General features: G+C 50.6%; 23 protein-coding genes and 7 pseudogenes. 17 read left to right on the top strand and 13 right to left on the bottom strand.

The window, feature by feature from the left end; genetic code table 11:
* The first annotated feature begins 443 nt into the window (after positions 1 to 443).
* Positions 444 to 1184 carry an alpha/beta fold hydrolase gene (locus IAE48_RS11240; RefSeq protein ID WP_200134408.1) on the top strand — a complete coding sequence of 247 codons (741 nt, stop codon included), beginning with the start codon at positions 444 to 446 and terminating at the stop codon, positions 1182 to 1184.
* A gap of 98 nt (positions 1185 to 1282) precedes the next feature.
* On the opposite strand, the gene IAE48_RS11235 is transcribed toward IAE48_RS11240, so the two are convergent.
* Complete coding sequence (locus IAE48_RS11235) at positions 1283 to 1897, bottom strand: LysE family translocator (protein WP_200134407.1); 615 nt, start codon at positions 1895 to 1897, stop codon at positions 1283 to 1285.
* 913 nt (positions 1898 to 2810) lie between these two features.
* Between IAE48_RS11235 and IAE48_RS11230 the strand changes: the two genes are divergently transcribed.
* The 4 genes from IAE48_RS11230 to IAE48_RS11215 all read left to right on the top strand — a co-directional run bounded on the left by IAE48_RS11230 (position 2811) and on the right by IAE48_RS11215 (position 5258).
* Entirely contained in the window at positions 2811 to 3161 is a 351-nt protein-coding gene (locus tag IAE48_RS11230) for a GIY-YIG nuclease family protein (protein ID WP_200134406.1), read from the top strand.
* 74 nt (positions 3162 to 3235) lie between these two features.
* Positions 3236 to 3841 carry a DUF2239 family protein gene (locus IAE48_RS11225; RefSeq protein ID WP_200134405.1) on the top strand — a complete coding sequence of 202 codons (606 nt, stop codon included), beginning with the start codon at positions 3236 to 3238 and terminating at the stop codon, positions 3839 to 3841.
* Positions 3842 to 3883: 42 nt separating this feature from the next.
* Positions 3884 to 4357 (top strand): DUF1330 domain-containing protein, encoded by a 474-nt coding sequence (locus tag IAE48_RS11220; RefSeq protein ID WP_200134404.1) that lies wholly within the window; start codon positions 3884 to 3886, stop codon positions 4355 to 4357.
* Positions 4341 to 5258: an alpha/beta fold hydrolase gene (locus tag IAE48_RS11215; RefSeq protein ID WP_200134403.1), complete on the top strand. Its 918-nt coding sequence runs from the start codon at positions 4341 to 4343 to the stop codon at positions 5256 to 5258. Before IAE48_RS11220 ends, IAE48_RS11215 begins: the two co-directional genes overlap by 17 nt.
* 189 nt (positions 5259 to 5447) lie before the next feature.
* On the opposite strand, the gene IAE48_RS11210 is transcribed toward IAE48_RS11215, so the two are convergent.
* Both IAE48_RS11210 and IAE48_RS11205 read right to left on the bottom strand, forming a co-directional pair.
* On the bottom strand, positions 5448 to 5930 hold the full coding sequence (locus IAE48_RS11210; protein WP_200134402.1) for an N-acetyltransferase: 483 nt from the start codon (positions 5928 to 5930) through the stop codon (positions 5448 to 5450).
* Between the two features lie 72 nt (positions 5931 to 6002).
* Positions 6003 to 6278, bottom strand: a pseudogene (locus IAE48_RS11205) (integrase core domain-containing protein); the annotation flags it as partial.
* 141 nt (positions 6279 to 6419) lie between these two features.
* Between IAE48_RS11205 and umuC the strand changes: the two are divergent.
* The 4 genes and pseudogenes from umuC to IAE48_RS11185 form a co-directional block, all read left to right on the top strand.
* Positions 6420 to 7304: pseudogene (gene umuC / locus IAE48_RS11200) on the top strand (translesion error-prone DNA polymerase V subunit UmuC); the annotation flags it as partial.
* Between the two features lie 345 nt (positions 7305 to 7649).
* Positions 7650 to 7838 (top strand): hypothetical protein, encoded by a 189-nt coding sequence (locus IAE48_RS11195; RefSeq protein ID WP_200134401.1) that lies wholly within the window; start codon positions 7650 to 7652, stop codon positions 7836 to 7838.
* A 513-nt stretch (positions 7839 to 8351) separates the two neighbouring features.
* Complete coding sequence (locus tag IAE48_RS11190; RefSeq protein WP_200134400.1) at positions 8352 to 8978, top strand: ParA family plasmid-partitioning AAA ATPase; 627 nt, start codon at positions 8352 to 8354, stop codon at positions 8976 to 8978.
* A complete protein-coding gene (locus tag IAE48_RS11185) occupies positions 8975 to 9271 on the top strand; it encodes a hypothetical protein (protein ID WP_200134399.1) in 297 nt (98 codons plus the stop codon). The genes IAE48_RS11190 and IAE48_RS11185 overlap by 4 nt, the downstream gene beginning before the upstream one ends.
* Positions 9272 to 9363: 92 nt before the next feature.
* On the opposite strand, the pseudogene IAE48_RS11180 reads toward IAE48_RS11185, so the two are convergent.
* A pseudogene (locus IAE48_RS11180) lies at positions 9364 to 9630 on the bottom strand (toxin-antitoxin system HicB family antitoxin).
* On the opposite strand from IAE48_RS11180, the pseudogene IAE48_RS11175 reads away from it, so the two are divergent.
* From IAE48_RS11175 to IAE48_RS11160, 4 genes and pseudogenes are all read left to right on the top strand, one after another.
* Positions 9617 to 10168, top strand: a pseudogene (locus IAE48_RS11175) (exonuclease domain-containing protein); the annotation flags it as partial. The pseudogenes IAE48_RS11180 and IAE48_RS11175 sit on opposite strands and share 14 nt — an antisense overlap.
* A gap of 13 nt (positions 10169 to 10181) precedes the next feature.
* Positions 10182 to 10547 (top strand): annotated as a pseudogene (locus IAE48_RS24320) (hypothetical protein).
* Positions 10548 to 10706: 159 nt separating this feature from the next.
* On the top strand, positions 10707 to 11060 hold the full coding sequence (locus IAE48_RS11165; protein ID WP_200134397.1) for a hypothetical protein: 354 nt from the start codon (positions 10707 to 10709) through the stop codon (positions 11058 to 11060).
* An 11-nt stretch (positions 11061 to 11071) separates the two neighbouring features.
* Positions 11072 to 11470 (top strand): hypothetical protein, encoded by a 399-nt coding sequence (locus IAE48_RS11160; protein WP_200134396.1) that lies wholly within the window; start codon positions 11072 to 11074, stop codon positions 11468 to 11470.
* A 347-nt stretch (positions 11471 to 11817) separates the two neighbouring features.
* Here IAE48_RS11160 and IAE48_RS11155 read toward each other — a convergent pair whose 3' ends face one another.
* On the bottom strand, positions 11818 to 12408 hold the full coding sequence (locus tag IAE48_RS11155; protein WP_200134395.1) for a recombinase family protein: 591 nt from the start codon (positions 12406 to 12408) through the stop codon (positions 11818 to 11820).
* Between the two features lie 381 nt (positions 12409 to 12789).
* On the opposite strand from IAE48_RS11155, the gene IAE48_RS11150 reads away from it, so the two are divergent.
* Positions 12790 to 13290 carry a hypothetical protein gene (locus tag IAE48_RS11150; RefSeq protein WP_200134394.1) on the top strand — a complete coding sequence of 167 codons (501 nt, stop codon included), beginning with the start codon at positions 12790 to 12792 and terminating at the stop codon, positions 13288 to 13290.
* A gap of 946 nt (positions 13291 to 14236) precedes the next feature.
* Complete coding sequence (locus IAE48_RS11145) at positions 14237 to 15016, top strand: TraX family protein (RefSeq protein ID WP_200134393.1); 780 nt, start codon at positions 14237 to 14239, stop codon at positions 15014 to 15016.
* 288 nt (positions 15017 to 15304) lie between these two features.
* On the opposite strand, the gene IAE48_RS11140 is transcribed toward IAE48_RS11145, so the two are convergent.
* From IAE48_RS11140 to IAE48_RS11120, 5 genes are all read right to left on the bottom strand, one after another.
* Positions 15305 to 15484, bottom strand: coding sequence for a hypothetical protein (locus IAE48_RS11140; protein ID WP_200134392.1), 180 nt, complete (start codon positions 15482 to 15484; stop codon positions 15305 to 15307).
* Positions 15481 to 16173, bottom strand: a complete 693-nt coding sequence (locus IAE48_RS11135) for a hypothetical protein (RefSeq protein ID WP_200134391.1) — start codon at positions 16171 to 16173, stop codon at positions 15481 to 15483. Before IAE48_RS11135 ends, IAE48_RS11140 begins: the two co-directional genes overlap by 4 nt.
* A gap of 32 nt (positions 16174 to 16205) precedes the next feature.
* On the bottom strand, positions 16206 to 16802 hold the full coding sequence (locus IAE48_RS11130) for a hypothetical protein (protein ID WP_200134390.1): 597 nt from the start codon (positions 16800 to 16802) through the stop codon (positions 16206 to 16208).
* 846 nt (positions 16803 to 17648) lie between these two features.
* Positions 17649 to 18548: a DapH/DapD/GlmU-related protein gene (locus tag IAE48_RS11125; protein ID WP_200134389.1), complete on the bottom strand. Its 900-nt coding sequence runs from the start codon at positions 18546 to 18548 to the stop codon at positions 17649 to 17651.
* Positions 18549 to 18666: 118 nt separating this feature from the next.
* Positions 18667 to 19287: a recombinase family protein gene (locus IAE48_RS11120; RefSeq protein ID WP_200134388.1), complete on the bottom strand. Its 621-nt coding sequence runs from the start codon at positions 19285 to 19287 to the stop codon at positions 18667 to 18669.
* A gap of 147 nt (positions 19288 to 19434) precedes the next feature.
* Here IAE48_RS11120 and IAE48_RS11115 point away from each other — a divergent pair, with 147 nt between their 5' ends.
* Together IAE48_RS11115 and IAE48_RS11110 are read left to right on the top strand one after the other, a co-directional pair.
* Positions 19435 to 22482, top strand: coding sequence for a Tn3 family transposase (locus tag IAE48_RS11115; RefSeq protein ID WP_200134387.1), 3048 nt, complete (start codon positions 19435 to 19437; stop codon positions 22480 to 22482).
* Between the two features lie 1004 nt (positions 22483 to 23486).
* Positions 23487 to 23888 (top strand): annotated as a pseudogene (locus tag IAE48_RS11110) (DJ-1/PfpI family protein); the annotation flags it as partial.
* A 188-nt stretch (positions 23889 to 24076) separates the two neighbouring features.
* Here IAE48_RS11110 and IAE48_RS11105 read toward each other — a convergent pair.
* From IAE48_RS11105 to IAE48_RS11095, 3 genes and pseudogenes are all read right to left on the bottom strand, one after another.
* A pseudogene (locus IAE48_RS11105) lies at positions 24077 to 24262 on the bottom strand (replication endonuclease); the annotation flags it as partial.
* Positions 24263 to 24270: 8 nt separating this feature from the next.
* Positions 24271 to 25161 (bottom strand): siderophore-interacting protein, encoded by an 891-nt coding sequence (locus IAE48_RS11100; protein WP_200134386.1) that lies wholly within the window; start codon positions 25159 to 25161, stop codon positions 24271 to 24273.
* A gap of 15 nt (positions 25162 to 25176) precedes the next feature.
* Positions 25177 to 26388: an MFS transporter gene (locus IAE48_RS11095; RefSeq protein WP_370569016.1), complete on the bottom strand. Its 1212-nt coding sequence runs from the start codon at positions 26386 to 26388 to the stop codon at positions 25177 to 25179.
* Positions 26389 to 26409: the final 21 nt, after the last annotated feature.

Below are 26409 nucleotides of genomic sequence, written 5' to 3'. Positions count from 1 at the left end.
TTCTAATAGCCGACATCGTTCACGTTAATGTTGATTGCCATTCAACAATAAAGCTCTAGTGCGCAGTAATAATAAGAAACTTAAAAATATCCGTATTGGACGCGCATTCCGGTCATGACACTGGTTGATTAAGTGGAGCCGATTGGCAGAGTTTTATCGCCAATATCGCTGTCTTTTGCCAGTCATAATAGACAGGAGTAATTTTATACCCCTGATTACGGTATTTTTCTCAGGATATTCTTGTGAAGAATTAATTGATTATCTGCCCAGCCTCCCGGTGAGGGTGTTTCGGGTGTTAAAATCGGTTCCGTGCAACCTGCGAAAAGCCCGTGAGATATTGTTGTCGTTATAACCATGGCTGCGTTGACGCACGCTGATGCCAGCGCGGCCTTTCCAGGTCTCCGCCACGCAGTTGTGGCGCAAAGTGTAAAGTGAGGTTTAAAATGAGGGCTCCGGTTCTGCTCGTACATGGTCTTTTTGGTTCACTCAGTTCTCCCGGGATCCTTGCCCCTTTCGGCAAACAATGTATCTATGCTCCCGACCTGATCGGATATGGTCAGTGCCAGAAGCAAGGAGAAAACGGATGGACACTGAACCACCAGGCCGACCATCTTGCAGGCTTTATTCACGCATGTAAGTGCGGGCCGGTTCATCTGGCAGGTCATTCAGTTGGCGGAGCGGTTGCTGTACTGATGGCCGTACGCCATACTGACTTGGTCAGTTCCCTGACTCTCATTGAAGGTAACCTCACGCTAAGCGATGCGTTCTGGTCCCAGATAATATCAAAGCAGAGTCTGGAAGAAATACAGACTGAGGTCAGTGTTTTTCGCGCAGACGTTGCCGCCTGGATTGCAGGTGCGGGCGTAACACCTACGGATTTTGCGATTGAGACTGCCACAGCCTGGCTCGATAACCAGCCCGTTTCCACCATACGGACGCAGGCGCAGGCGGTGGTTGCTGCAACAGGTGAAGAAAGTTATCTCGAAGGACTGCGTCACATTCTGTCGTCTTTAATGCCGGTTCATCTGATATCGGGCGAACGCTCACAAACTGGGTGGCATGTTCCTGCCTGGCTCAAAGAGTGCGCAACTACGTATACGGTTATCCCTGAGACCGGCCACCTTATGATGATTGAGCGGCCAGACGTATTTGCGCGCTCGGTTCTTAACAATCTTTCAGACTGAGCTGCACGGATTTATGCTTACCTGCAAGTCAGCGTCCTCTGCGCCTTTCTGAAGTTAAACTGCCGGATATTTAGTCTTCCGGCAGACTCATCAGAATATTAGTTTCGTACCGCAATAGCAGCAACTGCACAGCCCATAGCAATAGTGCTAATACGATTTGCCAGTCTCACCGCTTCAGGAGTACGTAATAAAGCCCGTGCTTTGTGGGCGAGGAATGTCCAAGTAAGATCTATGCCAGCCAGTGTAACCAGAGTAATGCTGGCAAGAATTGCCCACTCACTGGCACCTGCTTTTGGCAAATCGATAAAAGACGGAAGAAGGGCAAGATAGAACACCATGATTTTGGGGTTGCTCAACGTTAATGCCATTCCTGCACTGAACATTGACCAGGAAGAGGAACGCCGGGGAAGTTCCTCTGCCCCCTCATTAACCGGCTTATGCCACATTTTAATCGCAAGCCAGCAAAGATAAGCGATGCTGCCCCACTTAAGTATATGAAATCCTGTCTGGAATGTTTGCGCGAGTGTCGTCAGACCTGCCATTGCCATAGTGAGCCAGATAACTTCACCGATCCACATTGCAGCGATGAAAGGGATGACATTGCGCCAGCCATTCGTGATTACTCTGGAAACAAGCGCCGTGATACTGGGTCCGGGAACACCTGCATTCAGAAATAACGCGCCAGCAAACAGAATATAAGATATTAGTTCCATAGTTAACCTCACTGTAGAAGCATATTTATATGTCAGGTCGTTGCCAGCAGCTCAGTATAAACCTGTACGTGTTTTTGCACGTAACCGATCTCAGTGCTGACGCATCCTGCCAGAATCGGTCCCATCTGACCCTGCCCTGAACGAATATTTCAACGGGGTGTTCATCTCAATGAACATAATCACTCATCTTCATCAGGTTACCGGAGCTGCACGACGCAGGCTGTCCGTATAAATACAGGCCAATGTGTCGGATTGTCACATAGCTACAGGCCTGGTCGGAAGTCTGCCGCAGGCCGGGCTGATAAGTCGGTAGCGAGCCTCTTCCGTCTGCTGATGTATACCTGTCTGGCTTCCCGGCGTTTTCATAAAAGTTTCGACAGGTATTTATACCCGGATGTTATTGACATTATTTTTTACCCGGGTAATATTAAGCCATCGTCTAAGAATGAACTTCCATTTCGTGACTAATTGCTCAGGATGTGCGTCGGATGATGGGCCAGTACGGCTGGGTACTCATGAACCCATTGCCTGTCTTTTTTTAAGCCGGGTGAGTCAGAGCCTGAATTAGCCTGCTTAATGAACGGTTGGGGCATCGCTTTATTCAGACGTTACCGGGAATGGATTTCTGACCAGCTGTGAAAAATTAGCGCGGCTCAGCGCCGGCTGGTTGAGGATGAAATTCCTGATGGGCAGTCCGGGAGCAGGAATTTAAAAAAGAATGTCACTTACTGAGGTGCGATATGGCTGGCGACAGACCTTTTTTGAAGGTGCAACCTGAGTCTTCTTTGCGGGCGCCTTCGGGTCTCTGAAAGAGCTGGCCGGCACATGCGCTCTCCTAGTTGAAGGTAAAAGCATTGCAGGCTTCGCAGACATGCGCCGGCCGTACGATTGCTTCAGATAAGGAGAAACACTGATGGAAAAGGCCAGACGTAAAGAGCTCGCCAGCATATACAAGCATACGTTCCCGTCGATGGGGATTTTCTCCGTCACAAACAAAATCACAGGAAAACAACTGGTAGGGAAAAGCACCAATTTAAACGGTGCACTGAATCGCCACCGAATGGAGCTGCGCATGGGTGTTCACCGGAATCCGGAGTTGATGGAAGACTGGCGTTCGCTCGGGGAAGATCACTTTGTGTTTGAAATTCTTGAGCTGATTAAGGAGCGTCCAGAATCGGGCTTTGATTACACATCCGAGCTGGACAAGTGCCTGGAGCACTGGCAAGGCAAAGTTCCCCCTGGTTCATCAGGTTCATACCTTTGATGTTCTGCTTCCCGATTTTTCCAGGCTCCTGTGTACATAGTCTGCACAGTGGCCATCACTGAAGAGACCTGTCTATGAAAGAATCGCATTCAGACTCCTATACGAGTTTCGATGGCCACAGACGCCTCGCAACGGGGTCTCTGCAAACCAATGCTCTGGCAGTCAGGCGGGCAAGTGAGAATACGGCCGCAGGGCCTTTTCTGATAATCGATAATGCGACAGGTCGTCCGGTCGATATTGATATCAGAGGTTCAGAGGAAGAGGTCGTTGCAAAACTAACCTCCGCAGCCTCCGCCCAGACAGAGGGGGTCAGCCAGAGCGACACGTCAGAACCTTGCCGCTCAAGAGGCCGTGGCCGGCCGAAATTAGGCGTGACTGCGCGTGAAGTGACCTTGCTTCCGCGTCACTGGGAGTGGCTTGCCGGTCAACCCGGCGGGGCCTCTGTGGCGCTGAGAAAGCTGGTCGAGGAAGCACGACGAGCCAACAGCGAGAAAGAAAAAGTTCGCAAGGCGCTCGAACGGGCCTACTACTTCATGCTTGCTATAGCAGGTGACCTGCCCGGATTTGAAGAAGCAACGCGGGCGCTTTTTGCCAGTGAGCCAGTGAAATTTCAGGGGCTCATCGCCGCATGGCCCAGCGATATACGGGAGCACGCTATGCAACTGGCATTCGCTGACTAGTCGTGTGGATCACTCATTAATTGACGAAAGAGTACAAAACCAATGATTTCTTTATCTGCATATGCTCGCTACCTGGAACCCACGCAGGAATCGGGGCGCGCGCTGAGCAAGCGTCGAATACAGGGCAGCATTACTATGCTGAATATGTTGCGATTCCGTGATATCGCCGATTATTCCGCCAGCCCAGAGTTGGCACCGGAGGCCCCTGTCTGCGGTGCCGACGCTTTTTATCGCTACATTCACCACGCGCTTCCCTTTCTCCATCAAAGCGGGGGAGAACTTTTGTTTCTCGGATCGGGCGGATCTTTCCTCATTGGTCCGGAGCAGGAGCGCTGGGATTTAATCATGATGGTCCGCCAGAGCAGCGTTCAGTCTTTTTTCGCTTCAGCGAACAACAAAGATTATCTCGCAGGTATTGGCCACAGGACGGCTGCGCTTGAAGACTCACGCCTTCTGCCTCTGACTCCTTTTAATGGGCCCGGGTTTAAGAAGGGGCAAAATGATGGTATCCGTTGAGTCAAACGGCATTACCCTGAGCTACGAAAGTTTTGGGTACGGAGATGCCGGATCAATCCTTTTGATATCTGGTCTCGGTTCTCAAATGCTCCGATGGCCAGAAGTGTTCTGCAAGAGTTTAGTGGCTAAGGGGTTTCGGGTCATTCGGTTTGATAATCGCGATGCAGGTTATTCGACACACTTTACGAACTCCCCGACACCGGATTTTTCAGATCTGGTGAGCGCACTCATGGCTGGCCGACCACCGGCCGTGCCATACACGCTCTACGACATGGCAGAAGATGCGATGGGATTGCTCGATGCTCTGAAAATCGAAAAGGCACATGTTGTTGGAAGATCAATGGGTGGAATGATCGCTCAACTGATGTGCAGTGAGCATCCGGAGCGCATGCTGTCTTTGACATCCATCATGTCCAGTACGGGAAATCCGAATCTTCCCTCTGCGGCCCCGGACATCCTGGACATGTTAACGAAACCTGCACCTCATCCTTTGAAGGATGAGGCCGGCTTTCTGGCACACAGCATGGCATTTGCAAAGCGCATCTCCAGTCCGGATTACCCTTTCAATGAAGAAGCACACAGGGCCCTGGTTTTGGAAGAAACCCGGCGTGCCTGTGATCCGGCTGCACTGGGAAGGCAGATTGCCGCGATAGCTGCAACCGGCGATATCCGTTCACGGCTCGCGCGGATAGTAGCGCCGACTTTGGTGGTGCACGGAGTTGATGATCCACTGATACCTCTGGACTGTGGCAGGGATACAGCCGCATCCATAGCCGGAGCCGAATTCATGCCAGTCGAGGGCATGGGTCACGATTTTCCCTGCGCGTTGTATCAAACCGTATCGGATGCGATTGACAGGACTGCGCGCCGGCGGCACTCAGAAAGGCGTGCGCAGAAGTGAAAAGGAGTGAGTATTGTGTTCACTTCTGGCACCAGCACTGATGCTTGAATTTCATCCAGTGAATGTTCCATTTCACTGAACTCACTTATGTGGAATTGAAAATCTTCAGAAATTGTTAGTACATTAAGGTCCGCTACGAGCGCATGACCTGTAGACTGGAACCGTCTTAGGTAGTGCTGTTTACCTGACTCAGTTGTCATTTTTCACATCCGATATCGTCCAGGTCACGCGTTTACGCATGTGGATAATTACTCCGCCGTTTCGTTCCTCACTGTATTCAAATTCATAGCCGAGTGAGTTGTAAAAGCGAATATTCTCTTCAAAAAGCGAGTTCGTATAGAGCCGGACGACATCTAAACCGGCTTGAACTGCTAATTGCTCTGCATGAATCAGCATTTTTCTTCCATAACCGCGTTTCTGGAAACGTGGATCAACGGCGACGTTTTCAATGAGAATATCTTCCTTGCACTGAATTGTTTCGACGAGCGCGACCAGCTCTGCGCCACAGAACAAAAGGTCGACTCTGTGCTCTTTAATGAACGCGGCGTGATCGGCCTTCACTGGAAGAGGTTCCCGGCCAATCACAGGTATCCACTTAGCGTAAGCCATTCTTGTCAGTGCCGTAACGGCCTCTGCATCACTAATCTCTGCGATTCTCATCGTCTCAATCATGACTTTATATCTCTCTTTGTGACGGGGTATAGCACTTAAACCCTGGAGTTGCCCCGGCATAAACGGACACGGTTAATTTATAGCGAATAGTGAACTTCTGTACTCTCCCGGCGACTGCATTTTCAGACCTTTATGTGTATGCCAGTTATTATAGTCCTCCATCCATTCCGGCAGTTTTCCCATTACAGTGATGGCATTCGGTAAATCATTTACATACACGTAGTCGCGCTCGAACGTTTTCACGAGCGATTCAGCCATCCCATTGCTCTCCGGACTGCGTACTGGCGTCGTGCATACGATGAACCCAAGTAAGGCAGCGAACGTTCTTGTTGAGTCCGCTAAGTAGCACTGCCGTTATCGGTCATCGCGACTGTCAGTCCCAAAGGGACATGCTGAACAGATCCAAAGTAACATAACGTCATTTCCCCCATGGCTACACCCAGTGCAGCGAACACCTGACTTCTGCAGGCTGAGTCTGGGCTTCAGGCATGTACCCGGCTCACCATCGGCGTCGGGATGGGACCAACCAAAACGCTGGCCAAATCCGCGCAGTGGGCCTCCAGGGAATGGCCCGCTTTCCGGGGCGTCCTTGCCCTGACACCGGGCAACTCCGCCAGGACGGAAAAACTGCTTTCCCTGCAGCCTGTCCAGGAGCTCTGGGGCGTCGGCAGCCGTATTGCCCGCACCCTGAACACAATGGGGATCACCACGGCCCTGCAGCTGGCCCGCACATCCCCGGCCTTCATCCGGAAGAATTTCAGTGTGGTGCTCGAGCGCACCGTACGGGAGCTTAACGGCGAAAGCTGTATCCCGCTGGAAGAAGCGCCGCCGGCGAAGCAGCAGATTGTCTGCTCCCGCTCATTCGGGGAGAGAATTGTCACCCCGGAAGACATGCGGCAGGCAGTCTGCCAGTATGCTGAGCGCGCCGCCGAAAAACTGCGCGGTGAGCGCCAGTACTGCCGGCATATCGCGGTTTTCATCAAGACCTCACCCTATGCCGCTTCTGAGCCTTACTACGGCAACGTGGCGGTTGAAAAGCTCGTGACGTCCACCCAGGACACCCGCGATATCATTGCGGCTGCCATGCGCGGGCTGGCGCGTATCTGGCGGGACGGCCACCGGTATGCCAAAGCCGGCGTCATGCTGAATGACTTTACCACCGGCGTGGCCCAGCTGAACCTGTTTGATGAGCAGCAGCCCCGCCCGCACAGCCAGGAGCTGATGAACGTTCTGGACGGGATCAACCGTTCCGGCCCCGGTCAGGTATGGTTTGCCGGCCGTGGCATCGCCCCGCAGTGGAAAATGAAACGGGAAATGCTCAGTCCTGCCTACACCACACGCTGGAAAGAGATCCCCCTGGCCCGGATTGGATAAGCCAGGTGGCCCCGGCACCCTGCTCTCACAAGCACGGCAGGACGCCGTGCGAAGCTCCGGTCTGAGTAACCGCACAGGCCACAACCGGTAACCCGGTGCACCCGGACAGGCCTTTCAGTCCGGGTGTGACGGGTTGGGCAAACCCGGAGGATTCCGGATGCGGCAGCAAATTTTATAATACGCATTTAATGTACGCTGTATTCATCCCGGACAAACCGCTGAGCACACGTATAAGGTTCAGGCAGGATAATTTGAACTATGGTTACTTTTTACTCAGAAGCAATATCTATCTCCACAGTATGTGGTACAGTGTGGTGGTTAATTTTTAACCGCGGAGTAAATGACATGGATAAAAAAATGTTTGCCGAATGGCTTCGGGACATTGCCCAACATATTGAAGAGAACAGCCCGTTGATCCGTAATTTGAGCGTCCGGGACGACACTTCAGATGACGGATTTGCCCGAAAGAACATATCGATTACTTTCAACGCCCCCGGACGTTCCGTAGTGCAATCTGAATCAGATGAAGACTGATTTCAGCGCATCAACCTCGTTTGAGGAATTAACAGCATAGGCAGGGTCACATTGGCTGGACATAATGTTTTCAAGATGTAGTTATTTTGCACTTACTTAATTCCTCAGTTCCCCATCGTTAATAATTTACATACTGCGTGTATGAAGTAGATGCTCCTGTTTGTCTTCACTCTTCATATGCACCTGCTAAAGTGCCAGGCGGTATTGTCCAGACTGTCTGGTAACTCATGATTTGCAGAACAAGATAAGTACTAGCTGGCAATCTAACGCTAATGCTTTATCTGATATGGATAGCCAGATACTTTTCACCCCTGATGTTTTCATCTCTCATAGTTAAAGCCTTAAACTTAACATCTTGTTATCTTGTTATCTTGTTATCTTGTTATCTTGTTATCTAAGTAATTTACTCATAAAACAGATAGTAACTATGCAGAATGAACTATTCTACGTTAAATCATACATAACATCTTGTTATTATACTTTGATCACATCTTATTATCTTGTGAGGTTGTTATGATCATAGTTTTAGGAAGTCAGAAAGGTGGTGTAGGTAAAAGTACGTTAGCAGTCTCAATAGCTTCATGCCTTAAAGCAGCCGGTAAAACAGTTATCATTGTCGATGCGGATGATCAAAAGTCTGTACTCACCTGGTATAACAACAGACCAGAAACGCTGCCTCATATTCCAGTTACTGGTGCCACCGGGAACATTAAAGCAATGCTCAAAGAGCATGATAAATCTTATGATTACGTGATAGCTGACTGCGCTGGGCGTGATAGTGCAGAAATGCGTAGCGGTCTAATGTCAGCTGATGTCTTTATTTCGCCCTTGAGACCTTCGCAGATGGATTTAGATGTCGTTCCTCACACCTGCGCAGTTTTTACCGCTGCCAAGGATTTCAACGAGGAAGTCAGAGGATATCTGGTGCTGAATATGGCCCCCACCAATATGTTTGTTAATGAGGCTCATCAAGCTGCTGAAGTTCTCAAAGACTATCCTCAGATGAAGCTAGCTGATACCCGAATTTGTGACAGAAAAGCTCATCGTGACGCATGGGCTGAATCCCTTACAATTTTCGAAACTCAAAATGAAAAAGCGCAGGAAGAAATTACTGCACTAGTGAAGGAGTTAATCCGATGAGGAACAGAGCTAACACCCCTCCAAGAGATGAGAGCGCATTCATTAATGGTGGTACTGCTGGATTAGGATTAGCTCAAGAGAAAATAGCTGAAAAGAAGAGCAAAACAAAACCAGTCAGTATCTCTTTTGCTATGTCGAATCTGGAATCAATTGATAACTGCATAAGAGATGAAATGAACAACTCAGGTAGTCGTGTTAACCGATCTGATGTTGTCAGAGCTGCAATCATGAGTTTTGAAAAACTTAGTCCGGATGAACGTTCAGATCTGATTAAGCAAGCAAAACTCCAATAACCACGCATAAACCCATTAAGATCACATGATAATATCTTGTGATCTTAACAACAAAAGGCCGCTTTGCGGCCTTTTTATAATTAATCGCGCCATCAGACAAGAGAAAACTCACGCTCCAGCACTTCGACAATAAGCTGATTCTTCGAGATCGAATGTTGTTTAGCAACAGTTGTGAGGCGTGAACCTAAACGACCAGATACACGAACTGTTAAGCGTTCTGCCTCTTCTGCACGGAAGGGTTAAATACCTTCCTCCTCACAATCGCTAATGTACTCAGATAACGACATTTCACCTTCACGAAGCAGACCGTCAATGCTATCAGAGACAAAATCACAGTAGCCGGTGCCCGTCTTCCTCAATACCGAAACGACCGGACTTGATGCCGGCGCGCAGGCGCTGGAAATCGGTCTGGTTAATTCCCGCGGTGAGAGGATATTTGAGACCCGCCTGAAACCGACTGTCAGTATCGATCCGGCAGCGGCTGCAGTACACGGTATAAGTGACGATGAGCTGGTTAGTGCGCCATTCTGCCCTGATATTGCGCAGCAGCTGCAGCACCATATCGGCCGGCGCCCGCTGGTTATTTTCAATGCTGATTTTGATACACGGATCCTTAAGCAGACAGCGGCAGCGTATAACGACCCTGCCAGCTGGCTGGACACCCTGACGGTGTACTGCGCCATGCGGCTCGCTGCGGGTTATTACGGTCCCACAAACCGTTACGGTACCATATCGCTTTCCGGTGCTGTCAGTCAGGCCGGGCTGAGCTGGACCGGGGAGGCACATTCCGCCCTCACTGACGCCGTTATGACGGCACGGGTGGTTTACAATATTGCCGAATACAGGCGCGGGCTCCAGTGTGAAATGAATGATGTCGCCGGGAGTGAGCCAGCATAACGCTGCTCTCTGACTGGTCAGACAGCTGCAGGTATTAATTCAGGAGTCTGGAATGGAAAATATGATGAAAACGATGCGCGAGCATTTCCCCACGCGAACAGTGGTGATCGAACAGTCTCTGGATATGTTTGGCGTCAAATGAAATGAGGACGGGACGTTACTCTTCCCCCGTCACTCCGATAAACGTTTTTCCATTGCGCGTATCGTCGCTGGCCCTGATATCATCCCTGAGAGGAGGGACTACAGCATTATTTTCCCTTACGGATGGGAGAAGAAGCAACTGACGGGTGAGATGCGGCGAATGTTTCCCCGTAATACTGGTCGCCGTGTGCTGATTATGCTGGATGAGTTACATCAGTTTTTCGACTCGCGGAAGTGACAGGCACTACTTGTCGCGCTGGAAAAACTCTGCCGTCTGACCTGCCTCCATGAGCAACTGGCTGTCGCGGTTTTGATTAATGCTATATGTAATCTATATAGAAAATTGTATTCTTTTACTATATACTTTCCATATAGTCATAAGACAGAGAGGTAAATCATGACTACTATTGCTGCAACTAACACCATCGCGATAGCAAAACGCCGTTCTCGCGTCGTTAAAAGCAAAGTGGAAGGTCGCGCTCAAAGTGCGCCGAAGAAATTCCTGTTCCAACTACGCGCACTCGACAACGAATACGGTGTAAGCGAAGAAACTTTCACTCGCCTTATGGAACAACTCGCTCTTAACCAGACTGAGTTGGTTCATAAAGCGCTGCGCTACCTGGCGCGCGATGTATTGCCAGCTTACGAACTGGATAACGGTCCACTGACCGATGCCCAACACGCTGCCATTACCAAAATGTCAGGTATGGAAATTACAGAAGAAGATCTGGACTCTCCGTTATTTAAATAAGCAGGAAGCGCATGGCCACTGACTTCAAACCATTACCAGAACCCGGAGACATTCTCTGGTGTAAGTTTCCTCATAGTGAGAACTTAGGCAATCCGGGGCCATACCCACGCCCCGGGCTTGTTTTGAATGCGTTTACCGATATTCACGCTGTACTTATTACTTACGGAACATCGCAGATCGGTAAAGTCTACGACGGGGAATTCGTCATTGATGCTCAGCTAGATACCGCTGGGCTTGATGCATCGACAAAGTTCGACCTGAACCGACTTCAAAAGCTGCCCTTTAATGACGTGTGGTTTGAAACATCGCCTGGCGTAACCGTGAAAATCCCATTGCCCAAAATGGGCGTTATCCCGCCGAAATTTATGCCAGTTATGCGCGCCGCTTGGGCAAAACGTCCGAAAAAATAAAAAAATTCCTCGGCTGCTTTTTTATTGCCCCAATCTTGAAGCTATTGCCTGATTGTTGACGTGGGCGCCTGAAGCCAGAAGTACTAAAAGGGACAGTTTGGATATAGAGATATCAATCAGTTATGATTCATTTGATTGCTCTTCTCATTGATAGCGTCTGCAAGTTCCTTCTCTAACGAAGCGACATAAACATTGGCTAAATCAAACTGATTATTATTCTTTGCCTTACTACTGCCCCCCATGCATCACGTTCCCGACGTGCTCGTTCCAGATCACACTCAATTTTCTCAATTGATCTCGTCATAGTATTCCCCACTAGGTAAGTTAGTCGTTCGATTAGAAATTTTTTAAATAGCCAATGGTCGTTGGGTTGCCTTGACCCTGAGTATTGTCTGCCGTGTAGTACTGAACTCCCGAGCAATGGAACTTATACTTGCTCCAGATTTAATTCGTTCAATTACAGCCTTTCTTTGTTCTTCATCCAGTACAGGCGGACGGCCAAAGCGTTTTCCTGAAGCTCTGGCCCGGGCAATGCCTGAGTGGGTTCTTTCCAGTAGCAGGTCTCGTTCGAATTCCGCTACTGCTGAAATTACCTGCATTGTCATCTTTCCGGCCGGACTGGTGAGGTCTACTCCACCCAAAGCAAGACAGTGAACACGGATTTGTGAATCTGCAAGCTGCTCCACTGTTTTTCTTACATCCATAGCATCACGCCCCAGACGGTCCATTTTGGTGACGATCAGTACATCACCATTTTCCATGCGATCAAGCAGTCGGGCAAAACCTGGCCGTTCGCTGGCGGCCACAGAACCGCTGATCTGTTCCTCAATCAGTCGCTGGGGTCTGACGTTAAAACCGGCCGCTTCAATTTCCAGTCGCTGGTTTTCAGTGGTCTGCTCAAGGGTGGACACCCGGCAGTAGGCAAAAACACGTGACATGACATTATTTTCTGTACGAAATGGATGTACGAATTATAACGCATGTACGAAACTAATTTCACTAGGTTTTGGACAGGTGCGATAAACAGCGTACGAAACCAGTCGGTTTCGTACAGACAAAAGTCTTCCTCTACCAGAACAGGATGCTATAAAGGGATAGAATTCTTCCAACTCTGTCACTCTTTTCAGTGTCAAGGTTGTGAAAGCAACATCATGGTTAAAATACGTACTAATCGTGCATTTGGACGGTTGGGTTACAGTCCCATGACCAGGTATGACTACAGGTTTTGTACTGTCCGCTGACAAAGAGAAAAAAAACGTTAGAATACTAGTGATGTCTCACAAAGGGCATATGTAATCGAACAGCTAACACGGAATGTAATGATGATCATAGAATTTATTAAGACCGCTCTGACAATACCTTCTAGTATCAACGGCCTTTTAGCAGGTCGAGTTGCTTATAAAGCAACCGTACAACTAAAAATGGATATATCTACTTACATGACAAGGGGCATTGCAAAGGTTAACAGGGTCTTAGATTCGGCAACTTCCTTACAAAAGAAACAAGCTTTTCAAGAATATAAAAAATGGTCTCTGCCAAGAAAAAACCCCAATTCTATCAGAAAATTAAGTATTAATGGATGCCCGCCAGTCCATCACGTAAATCAGCTATTTTCAGTGCGGAAAGATATTGCTACCGTTTTAAGTACTAACGGAGTGTACCTTGACCATAAGTTACGTAGAAAATTAATCCATTTAGATGGCCGATTAAATGACTACGAACTATCTTATGCGAAACATGAAAGTAAAAGATTCCACTACGCCAGATGCTTCATTCTACGTACCAAAATGCGCTCTATAAAATGTGATACTGGCTATTAAAGGTATTATAATACTAAGGTTTGCTCTGTTTTTTTTAAGCGAACCGGCTTCAAATCAGGCTTGGCACAAAACTTATGCCATCCAGAAGTTATCTTTATGAGGACGCAGGGAAATGACAGAGACTTGCCAGCTGGACCATCGACATGATCCTTTTTTGATCGCTTACCTGAAGATCAAGGAAGTTTTGGTCGGCATGTATGCGCAGGATGCGCTTATGAACGCGGCTATGAGCTTGGAATCAGTAAAGTAACCTCAATAGATGTTGAATCCGTACTTGATGATTTGTTAGATAGCCAAGCAAGCGCGGTAAGGCATAAATCACCTTATGTTGCATTTGCTTTGGGATATGCAGATGGCCTTTTTGATTCCTATTAAAAGGATCTAAATACAGGTGTGGCATAAGTATCATAAACCGCTTCGTTTGCGGTTTTTTCATATTACTTACTGGTACTGTGCCCATTTAATTTTCTTAAAGCTGGCGTGCCGGGGTGGGCGCTCTTAAACAGTACACTCGTCACATCTCCGTAGGGTTCGTAGGTATCATGTGTTCTCGTTTGATACAAATATGGAAGTACTCATCAATCTCATCAAACAATAATCATCTGTAGTCTGGAAATTAGTTCATAAGCATAATACCCGCTTCGTCGCCACCCTATATATGTAGTGATTTGTTTTAAAGTTTTTAAGTTAAATGCCGAAAACAGTTATTATTAATTTTCTATACAGTGCATTATGAATAGTTTCTGGTTACTGAGAATGGCAGTTGATAACAAAGATAAAATGAAGGCCATGTTAATACTGCGGGATAAGCCAGAATCCGTTGCCCGTAAAATACTGGAGAAATCCGGCGCGGCTGTTCCGCCTTATAAAGGCAGGGTATTCTGGCAGTGGGCACAGGATTATATTATCCGTGCCTGCAGGCCTGATTCATCACGGGATAAATATCATGCTCACACTGAGTGCGAAAATACAGGCATTCCCGGAACAGGTCAGGGCCGGACTGAATTTAAGCCCCGCTGCGGCGGACTGGCTGAAAGTGCTCGCCCTGCTGACCATGCTGGTCGATCACACGAACACACTGCTGCTGCCACACCTGCAGCCGGAGCTGTATGCGCTGGGACGGATGGCCTTTCCCCTGTTTGTGCTCATCTGGGCGCGCAACGTGCTTCACAATCCGCACCGGCTCCAGACGCGGGCAAACAGGATGTGGCTGTGGGCGATCGTCACGCAGCCGGTCTTTTCTTTCGCCTTTGCCGGGCACGACCCGTGGTATGCCCTCAATATTCTGTTCGTCTTCGCCGGTGCGACGCAGCTGCTGGCGTGGTATCACCGCTTCCGGATGCGCGGCCTGGCTGCCGGTCTGGCACTGCTCAGCCTGATGGTCTGGCCGCTGTCTTTCGCCAGTTACGGTCTGTCCGGGCTGGTTCTGGCTCTCTCGCTGGCAACGTTCCTGCATTCACCACCGGGACGCCTGTCCGGAGCAGCTGCCCTGATGGCGATTGTCGCGCTCCTCATGGTCAACAGTCAGCATGTCACGCAGGTACCGGCAGTGGTGTTGATGCTGTCCATCCTGCCCACGTGTCTTCTGCCGGCCGCCGCTGTCGGTCTGGTCCGTACACTAACAGACGGCCACGAACGGCGATTCATGCCGGCGATGTTCTTCTACATGGCTTATGCCGGTCATCTCTTTATTCTTGGACTGATAACCCGGCTATGCTTGATGTAGACGCGGAACTGAATGTCCGGAAGAAGCATTATCACCGGAACGACAGACATATTTAAAAGCGGGAGTTAGCCAGGATGACAACCTATAAAATAACGTATGAGCACAGCAGCGACGGGGAAACGCGGACAGAAGACACTCTGCTGGAATGTGATCATGAGCCTACCAGAGAAGAGCTGGAGCATGCTGTCCGCCGGGACACGCTCAGGTTTCATCGTCAGGGGCTGGCCAGCTGGGTGATTATCTCGGTAGTGCTCCTGGGGTAAAGCGGTACTTAGCAACGCTTCATCGTTAAGTAAGGCGGGCAGCCAGCAGAATGAGCAGCAAGGTGAAAATGACCGTCGAACCCCATGCGTAATCAGGCCAGTATTTTCCGCCCAGCGCTGCAAAAGAAACGATGAGTACGGCGCAGATGACGATACTGGCCAGTAGCCTGAGTTGCAGGCGCAGCCATTTTTTTATGTAATTCATCTCAGTATCCGCATGATGGCAGCAGCAATTTCTTCATCAGAAGAAAGTATCCGGCTCAGGGGCGGATTTCTGCTGATAACAGGTTCTATAAGAAAATACAGCATTTCCAGTTTTTCTGCATAAAGCGCCTGCCAGTAAATACCATCATGTTGTTTTAATCTTGCAGACGCATCAGCGGCCTTCTGAACATAGGCATACCAGCCTGTCAGTGTCAGGGAAATGATACTGACTTTAAATAACATACTGTTAAGCGTGACTTTCATACCGAACGAATAACAGGCTGCGGTTGTGATCGCGCTTGCCAGTGCCTGATTAGTGAATGAGCCTGTGACAAGTTTGCTGCCCTGTCTGAATAACGTCCTTTCTATGCGCCTCAGACGTTCAGGGGTCAGGTTCTGCAGTAACAGATCGACGTAAATGCGGATCATCCGCTCAATAACGTTCCACTTATTAATCAGGCCAAAAAGATTTTCTGCGAACCGGATGTCTTCTGCTTTCTGCCGGGCGCAGACATCCTGATAGTTTTGCGTGAAGCAGCTGGCGTAGAAGGCAATCCTTGTCGCACCTGTCTGAAGGTTATCAACCTGCTTTAACATCTCACCTTTAACACCTGTGAGCGCATGATCGAGGGCTATGGCCAGAAACTTTTCTGCCCGCATTTGTTCGGCCAGGGCTGAATTGGTGTACATGTTACCTTCCCTGATAACTGGCGCGGCATATTTTACGGATGCTCAGACACAGCACAGTCACCGTTACCGGGAAGAGAAAAAACCGCAGGCTCATCACCATAAAATCTGCATACCTGCTCGAGAACTTTCTCTTTATATGGCTCAATATTTCTGAATTCATCGAAATCATCCAGGTATCCACGCAACTCAAGAAATTCTTTGATAACACTCATAAGATGCAGGTGGGTCTGTTCGTCCCAGGTTGCAGGCATGTGTGATGGCGTATTGGCAGGATCTTTGAGATATGTCGCTATTTCATCCAGATTAACGACGCCGGTACTGATATCCTTTTCCCCTGTTTCAAGGAGAGCGTCAAAGAAGGGCATACACAGGAAACTTAAACCGGACATGGACTCATAATCAATGTTCGTTTTGCTCTGATACCAGTGCAGAAAATCTTCGGTGATGTCTTCAGATTTCAGGTCCAGGGCTTCGCTTTGCAGACCTGCAATATCGTCAGGATTATTCATATCAATGAATTCTCGAACTTTTAGTACACGCACCTGCAGCTGCTGTTCTTTGAGTGCAGCCGCAGCAGCGCGTTTACGTGGATCCCCTGAAATTTTGCTGCCTTTTTTCTTTTTACTCACCTGAAACCTCACCGTGTTAAGTATTCTTCCCCGAAAAGATAGCGCAAACGTGCCACGGGTTACAGAGCCCGTCCCTGTCCTGCTCAGTGAGCGTGACCATGAATGTGCCGCAGGCACATGCCGGCAGAAATCAGACTTAAGAGGACTCCGTTCTGGCATCCGCCGGAGCGCCCGGCGAAGCCGACTGATTAGCGATTACCCCGTTGCCCTGCAAGACAAAAACCCGCTTAAACCAGTCCAGGAGCTTCTGTGCGCGGTCGGAGTGGTCGCAGGCTTTGCCGCCGTTGCGGCGTATCTCTGCGGTAGCAAGCTAAAGGTGGGGGGTGACCACTCCCCGCCTTTTAACATCTTATCAGTAGTAGAGAATGAAGAAGGGGGTCAATTTGGATATCGGAAATTGTTGTACGTGGGGTTTGAAGGCCAACCGAGCTAAAAAACCACGTTAGTGGATTAGCAGTATGAAATATCAAGGCTTCTGAGCCTGCATATCCGGGCCCAAAAAGTGCTTCCAGATATCGCCTTTTGGTCATTTTGACACCAGAGCTTATCAAAATTAATTTAAGAGACTGCTTAGCGTGGTTTTTTACATCACTGGACCCTAAACCCCGCTTACCGTACAAAAAATACTTTATATCAGACGGACCCCAAATAAAGCTGTGGACGGATGCTTAAACATTACCCGGTAGAGCTTTATGGGGGTCTACGCCGGAACCGCCGAAATTTCCGTTAACCCAGTTTCAGCTCTGTAACCAGTGCATCAAGGTCAATAGATAGAAATAACGGTGGTGCTTCTGAATCCAATAATGCCCTTTCGACGGTAAGCAGTAACGGCGTCAAAAACGTCGGTCAGTCGTTGCTGTGCAGGTTCGAATTCAGGCCGCCCCATCGCGAGGAGTTGGTCGATAGAACCTCGACTGCTCCGGTTTGGCTGTTCCGACGAAACAGTAAGCCTGACTGACCGGACAACTGTTTTGCTGCTATGACACGACCATCTGGCATCTTCACTTTGGTACCGGCCGTAACGTACAGACCGGCCTCGACAATACACTCATCGCCAAGCGAAATGCCGATACCGGCGTTAGCACCGAGCAGGCTGCGCTCTCCAATAGAGTTTTTGCTCTTGCCACCGCCAGAAAGGGTTCCCATGATGGATGAGCCAGCGCCCACGTCTGAATTCCTGCCAACCGTCACACCAGGCGTCACGCGACCTTCAACCATCGATTCTCCGAGAGTGCCCGCATTGAAATTAACGAAGCCCTCGTGCATTACAGTTGTGCCGGCGGCCAGGTAGGCACCGAGTCGCACCCGGTCCGCATCAGCAATTCGTACGCCTTCTGGCACAAGGTAATCAGTCATTCGGGGGAATTTATCGACCGACGAGACTGTGACATGATGGCATTCATCGGCGGCTCGATCCCTTAGTTCATCGACGCGACCTGGAAATACAGGACCTGCAGATGTCCATGCGATATTAGGCAACAGGCCAAAGATGCCATCGAGATTGATTTCGTTGGGTGCAACTGTTCTGTCGGAGAGCAAGTGCAGGCGTAAGTAGGCATCCTCAGTAGAAACCGGCGGAGCCTCAAGTGATTCGATCACAACTTCAACCAGGTCACCCGAGATGAGGCCAACTTTCTCTGCGAGGCAGCTACGCCTTCTTACGACGCCAGAGGCCGGAAACCAGGTGTCGATTGTCTTGCCAGTATATGTATCTCTATAACGGTGACCGGTTCGTTGTATAGCCATCAAAAATTTCCTCTTTGTGATGTAACGATTGCTCAGGATGCCACGGTGTTAATTGCGTGGGATTCGTCAATCAATTATTTGGGCGGTGCCATCAGTGCGATACTGGCTTCGGCAGTAGTCACCCACCATCTTTGCCAGTTACCGCTGTTTTGCGGTTAAATCGATTATTCTTTTCTCGTGAAAGTGTCCGGTAGACTGTTGGTCGTGAGACCGAAAATAATTCAGCAAGATCGCTGATTGAATACTCACCGCTTCCGTGCATCCGGCATAGCTCTTTTTGTTGTTTATCAGACAGTTTGGGTTGTTTCCCCCGCAGTTTCCCTTTCGCACGGGCAACAGCCATACCTTCCCGGGTGCGCAGGCGTATCAGATCACCCTCAAACTCAGCGAACGTGGCCAGCACGTTAAAGAACATTTTCCCCATCGGGTCCGCCGGATCGTAGATGCTGGTTCCAAGAGCAAGCTTCACACCTCTGACTTGCAGTGCGTCTGCGATTTCCCGGGCGTCAGGAACTGAACGGGCCAGGCGGTCAAGCTTGGGAACAACCAGCGTGTCACCACTACGAACAGCGGCCAGCGCCTGATCCAGGCCAGGCCTTTGCCGGTTTGAACCGGTCAGGCCTTTATCAATATAAATTCTGTCCGCGGAAACGCCGAGTTTTACCAACGCCTCTTGCTGGGCAGTCAAATCCTGCTTATCAGTAGAACAACGTGCATAGCCGATCCGTATTTCAGTCATAAATGTGTACGTTTAAGGGACCATGAAAGAGATTGATACCGTACCAGTTATATGAGACAACTTCAGCAGCGATTTATGGCAGGTATAAAAATTAAGTTTACTGTCCGTTCAACGATCCTCTTACGGACATGATTAATCGGGGTCAGGATGACAACGCGTGGCAAAGCGACAGGCAAAAGTGAACGGCTGGCGGTTTTAAGTAGCGCCGAGCAGGAGGCGCTGTATGGTCTTCCTGATTTCGATGATGTACAGCGACTGGAATTCCTGGCGCTGGATGAATCCGAACTGGCGCTGGCCTGTAGTCGTCAGGGTCTTCACGCTCAAATTTATTGCATCCTTCAGATCGCTTACTTTAAAGCCAAACACCTGTTTTTCCGCTTCGGATGGGGTGATGTTAAGGACGACAGTAACTTTGTGCTGAACCGTTATTTTCACGGGGAGTCACTTCCGGAGCTGACTCTCACTAAGCACGAGCGCTATGCTCAGCGCGAAAAAATCTGCTCACTGTACGGTTACCAACCGTGGTCATCTTCTCTGTCGTCACAGCTTGAACAGCAGGCAGCCAGCATTGTTCACCGGGATGTAACCCCCGGCTTTGTTGCTACGGAGCTGATTATCTGGCTTAACGAACATAAAATTATCCGCCCCGGTTATACCACGCTTCAGGAGCTGGTGAGCCGGGTTCTTTCTGAAGAAAGGCAGCGCCTGGGACGTATACTGACGGAACAGCTTGATGATGCAACTATTGCTGACCTGGACAGACTGACTGAACGTGATGATACCCTTTCCCGGCTCGCGATCCTCAGGCAGGATGCGCGTGACTTTGGCTGGCGCCAGATGGCTCACGAACGGGAAAAGCGGGTTATCCTGGAGCCGCTGCACCATAAAGCCTGCGATATTTTGCCAGCACTGAATATTTCGCAGCAAAACCTGCTGTACTACGCCAGTCTGGCAAATTTCTATACCGTTTACGATCTCCGCAACCTGAAGCCGGAGCAGACCCGCCTTTACCTGCTGTGTTATGCATGGGTTCGCTATCGCCAGTTCAGTGACAACCTGGTGGATGCGATGTTTTTCCATATGAAACAGCTTGAGGATGAGAGCCGCAGCGTGGCCAGACAACTCATGGCTGATATGCAGGAAAAACACCGGCGCGAAACGTCTAAAATCGGGCGACTGTTGTCGCTTTATGTTGATGACAGCGTTCCTGACCCCACCACCTTTGGTGAAGTCCGCCGCCGGGCCTGGAAAATAATGCCCAGGGAGACGCTGAAAACCACCGCACAACGCATGAGCGTGAAGCCCGTCAGCAGACTGGCGCTGCAGTGGCAGGCCGTGGATGGCATGACGGCATTAATACGGCGTCACCTGCGACCATTATATCTTTCACTCGATCTCACCAGCGTGGTCCGGGACAGCCCGTGGGCAGAGGCGCTTAACTGGCTCAGAACGGTGTTCAGCAAAAAGCAGACGCTTTTGCAGCGGCCACTTGAGGAGTGCCCACCGGAAACGTTACCAGCGCGGCTGCGCCCGTACCTGCTGGAATTCGGTGAGGATGGTCAGCCCACAGGCCTGAATGCCGGGCGCTATGAGTTCTGGCTCTATCGTCAGATAAGAAAGCGTTTTCAGTCGGGAGATTTCCACCTTAATGACAGTCTCCGGCACCGCCATCTTTCTGATGAACTGGTACCGGAAGGGGAACAGGCCGCGGTGCTGGCTGAAATGAACATCCCGTTCCTGCAGAAGTCCATTAAAACACAGCTAAAAGTACTGGCATCCGAGCTGCACCGGCAGTGGAAAGCATTTAACCGCGAGCTGAAGCAGGGGAAACTGAAACATCTGGAATACGATAAAGAAACGCAGAAGCTGACCTGGCATAAATCGGTGGTCAGCCGTCATAAGGCGCAGAATAAGCGTTTTTATGAGCAACTGCCATTTTGCGATGTAACCGATGTCTTCCGCTTTGTTAACGGGCAGTGCCGGTTCCTCCCCGCCATGAAACCGCTGCAACCCCGTTACGCCAAAAAAGAAGCTGATGCAGACAGCCTGATGGCGGTCATCGTTGCCCAGGCGATGAATCATGGTAACCATGTGATGGCACGAACCAGCGATATACCTTTCCATGTTCTGGAGACCACGTACGAACAGTACCTTCGTCTAGCGTCTCTGCTCACGGCCAATGACTGTATAACTGATGCTATAGAAGCACTACCGGTTTTTCCGCTCTATTCGTTTGATCCGGAGACGCTTTATGGAGCCGTTGACGGGCAAAAATTTGGTGTTGAGCGTCCGACAGTGAAAGCACGGTATTCACGTAAATATTTTGGTCGTGGTAAAGGCATGGTGGCCTACACGCTGCTGTGCAACCACATTCCAGTCAACGGATACCTGATTGGCACAAACGACTACGAAGGCCATCATGTATTTGACATCTGGTACCGCAACACCTCAGCAGTGAAACCCACGGCCATTACCGGTGACATGCACAGCATCAACAAATCCAACTTTGCGATCCTGCACTGGTTTGGCCTTCGCTTTGAACCCCATTTTACTGACCTTAACAAACAACTTCAGGAACTGTACTGTACCCGAGCCCCATCGGCCTATAGAAAATGCCTGATCCAGCCTGCCGGTCAGATTGATCTGGACCTTATCACCCGCGAAAAAAGTAATCTAAATCGAATCGTCGCCACGCTGGGGCTGAAAGAAATGACGCAGGGAACGCTGATCCGTAAGTTATGTACATATACTACGGCCAGCCCGACAAGACAGGCGGTATTTGAATACGATCGGCTGGTTCGCAGTATTTACACGCTGAAGTATCTGCGTGACCCGCAGCTGGAACGCAATATCCGTCGCTCTCAGAACCGCGTTGAATCTTATCACCAGTTACGTGCATCAGTCGCCAAAGTCGGCGGTAAGAAAGAGTTAACAGGGAAAAATGATATTGAAACGGACATCAGTAACCAGTGTGGGCGATTGATCTCCAACGCGATCATTTATTACAACTCCGCGATCCTGTCACGTTTGCTGGAGAGACTGGAAGCCGAAGATAATACCAAAGGCGTCGAGGCGCTGACCCTGATATCACCTGTGGCCTGGCAGCACATTTTGCTGAACGGGCATTACACCTTCCAGAGCAGCAATGAACTTATCGATCTGGATACACTGGTTGCCGGACTTAAACTGGGGTAACGGAAATTTCGGCGGTTCCGGCGTAGAACCCCTAATAGCAGCAAAACCAGCAAGCTGGCCGGCAGAATCAATCGCACATACGGTTTGCTCTGGATCGATACAACGCTCAAGAAATCGCAGGGTCTTCTTCTCAGTTCCGAGAGTGAAACGCAATTTTCTGGAAAAAGCGTTCCAGAAAAGATGGAGAGCAGCACGGCATTGTCCGGTAGGTATCCCTCTAACGACAGAAACGGGAATAACAGTATCGGAATCTGACTGGAAATGGGGAAAACATTTATCAGGCATGGCAAGACCCTCTGTCGATGCATGTCATGCTACCAGAACATTTGTCTACCGAGCAATGTAAAAAACAGGGTAACGATTCATAGATAAATATAACTTTATCATATAGTTATGATCTTAGCGTACGTTTTCGTTCCGTTGGTCCTCAAACCCCTGAAATGACGATCTATCTAGAGGGCTGGTACCTGGCCAGTACAGAAGCCGGCGATCACGTAAGAGGACTCGATGACGTGGTGAAAGGCTGCAGCCCCTTCCCGATGCCTGCACCGCCACAGTATCCGGCAGACGCTCTGTGCTGTGGCACGTTCTGACTGAAGGAAGATTTTCTCACGGTCGACGAGCAACTGACGGAGGAGCCGGTGGGGCAGGCGTTGGAAATGGCAGAGGACAGTCATGACGCGGATATTGGTCAGGAACATCTGCGCTACGCAATCGATGCGGTGAAACGCACTTAACCATCTCCTCAGTATTCGCCGGGCGGGGTTCCCGGTGAATGCGGAGGCCGCCGGTGCGGGCGGCAGGGAGCCCGCTGCCAGTACAGCGTGCTGGCTATTGGTTCAATACGCGAAGATAAGCTCTTCAGTTGCAATCTGATACTGGGAATAGGAAGTACATTGATCCAGAGAGAAGCACAGTAAGATCTGTTTGTACTGTGAGTTCAATGGGTCGATGCAACGCTATCATTAATCAAGGGGGACGCTGCCATCAAACGAAGAACTCGGAAGTTGGTAACTTCGGTCTGTACTGTGTTGCTTGTTCTGGGCGCAACAGGGCTTCAGGAGGGTTATAAAGCAGCGACACACTGGGCATCTCTGGAGCAGCTCGCATTATTAGGTGCGGAACCGATAAATGAACGCGTAGTTCGTGACCGCAACCGTATAACCGGCGCAGGCGTGACTTCAGGTATAGATTTTGCTTTCAACGTCGTGTCAGAAATGTATGGAAGTTATATCGCTCAGAATATTCAGCTGCATATGGAATATGACCCCGCGCCTCCCTTCACATGTGGCTCCCCCCGCACAGCTTCTGAAGAACAGTTAAAAAAAGCAAAAAAACAGGCTGCACTATTTATTGAAAAGAGACTGCAAGCTACTTTAAAAGCAGCAGCCAGACTTCAGAAATAAATGCTTAGCGGAAATTCAGCCCCGGTGGTGTTACACTTATACAGTATGCTTCGGTGAAATATTTGCAGGGAATTTCGGAAGTTTGACCGAGCTTGATACCTATATTTTAGGATTACTGATATCTTAATGCCTGCCGTAAATATCCATTTGAATTAAACAAACGTTCATCAATTCCACTCCGTTTGGATTTAAATTTCCGGCCACTCATCAGCAGCCGGATATTTGAATTTATTATCGCCGTAAATCACCGTTGCCCCACGAGCCAGCGCGTCGAGTTCCCACCGTTCCGGAGTTATGTCCTTCCGAGCCAAATTGAAACGAATTTTCGCTGCGCGATCTCTTTCAGGTTTTGTCATCCTGGCCGTATCACTGCGCAACGCGTTCAGCGATCCCGTCCTTTTGCCCAGTACGCCATAAAGTTAATCGCCTCGTGCGCCACGCCGCGTTCGCTTACAAGATGATGTCGCAGCAGCTTCACCACCGTGGACTCCGCAGCTACCCAGCCATAAAACGCGGTGCTATTGCTGGTCGCTTTATCCCACAGCAGTTCGCCATCCCCTTCCTCCTGCACCTGAACGTGATGCGCGCTTTCCGGCACGCGGGCAGCGTGTTTCACCGCATCAATCAGACATTCGCCGTGACTTGCGCCATGAGGATTGCGCGGCAGCCAGGTAATCTGCGCAAAGGAGAATGCGCTTAAATCAACGCAGTCGCCCGCTTCCGGCACTTCGAAAAACGCCTGTACGCGCGGCGGGTTCGCCTGTGCTGCCAGACGTTCAAGGATCCCGCGCGCGGCGGGCAGTGCCGTTTCATCTGCGACGATCAGTGCATTGCGTAACCCCAGCGGCGGCGTCCATTCATAGCCGCCGCTGTCCGCCTCATGGGCGGCGTTCGGCGCGACAATTTGAATCGCGTCGCCCGGCGCTGCGTTGATTGCCCACGCCGACGCGGGCCCCTCTACGCCGTGGCGGACAAACTCAACGGTCACTTCCTGGCTTGCCGGGTCGACGTGGCGCAGCGTGTAGGTACGAACCACCGGTCGCCTGGCTTTTTCCATGCTCTGCACCGCCTGATACCACTGCACGTCTCCCGACAGCGACGGCAGCGTGCCGTCTTCGGATGGAAACAGCATTTTGATACGCTGATCGGGCGAATCCGATTTCATCTGCGCCACCTCCGGCCCGCTGAACACCAGGCTTAGCAGCGACGGTGAGATTTCGGTTTTACGCGCCAACTGCACGTTAAACAGGCGATAGCCCTGAACTCCAGCCATAACTTTTCCTTACCCTTAGATTACGGAAGACGGTGAACGACGGCGGCTGAACCAGATAACGCAAGCCCCCCCGGTGAAGAGAGTAGCGGCGACAAAAGCCGTGACCAGCAGCGCTACGCTGATGCCGGTTTGCGAGACCAGCGGCACGAGCATGGCGCAAAGCCCATAGCCCAGCGTGTGGCTGGTGGCGACCCAGCCTGCACCCGCGCCGTCGGCAAGTTTGTCGTTTAGCAGAAGCTGATAGGCGGGCGTCGCCAGCGCAGCCCCGAAGGAAAGCAGCGCGCAGCCGGGATAAAACAGCCACAGCGGCACGGCTATCATCAACGCCAGACCGCATAACATGAGCGCACCGGCGCTTAACAGCAGCGCCATCGGAGTTAGCCGCTGGGGGCGCAGCACGCAAAACTGGGCGATCAGCGATGCCACCGCCGCCACGCTGAGCAGCCACGCCACCTGATGGCTAATCGCTGCGGTATCCGTGGCGAACTGACGGGCGAGCGCGGGAGACAGGCCAAGCTGCATCAGGCTGACGGTCGCCGACAGCAGCAGCGCGCAGAGAAGATACGGCAGGCAGGCAGGTGTGAGGCGCGCGCTTTTGCGATCGGCTGCGGGCTGCGGCGGCGTGCCCGGTAAACGTAGCAGCATAATAAGCGCCAGCAGCGGCGTGACCATCAACAGTGCCATCGGTGCAAGCGGATGCAGCGTCAGCATCGCCGCGGCGCACAGCGGCCCGAACAGTCGACCGCAGCTTAATCCCGAACTGATGGTCGCCAGCGCTGCCATTCGTTTCCCTTCCCCGGCGCGCTGTAAGGCCCAGACCTGACAGGCCGGAACCATCGCCGACACAGTAAGCCCGTAAATAATCCGCGCGATAATTAACAACCCGATGCCCGCCCTCGGAGGGATGGCGTGAGTCGCCAGCAGCGCGCTGCCCAGGCCAAGCAGCGCAAAGCTCGCGCCGTATCCCCCCAGCGCCCAGAGCACCACCGGTTTGCTGCCCCGGCGCGCAATCTGTTTTCCCCACCACGGCGACGACGGCAGGAACAGCATTGAGCCAAGCGTTAACAGCACCGCCCAAATCGACAGGCTGAGGTTTGTCTGAATGACCAGAACCGGGATCGCCACCAGCAGGCCATTTTGCCCTACGCCAAGCAGCCCCGCGCTGAACGCCAGTGGCCAACAGGACAAGGATTTTTGCGGCACGTCCGCTATCTCAAGAGAAGTCACAATGTTGCAAATCCATGTATA

This window comes from Kosakonia sp. S57, from assembly GCF_016516575.1.
Taxonomy (GTDB): domain Bacteria; phylum Pseudomonadota; class Gammaproteobacteria; order Enterobacterales; family Enterobacteriaceae; genus Kosakonia; species Kosakonia cowanii.
The sequence above is the reverse complement of the archived record's forward strand: the minus strand, read 5'-3'. Positions and strand labels throughout refer to the sequence as shown.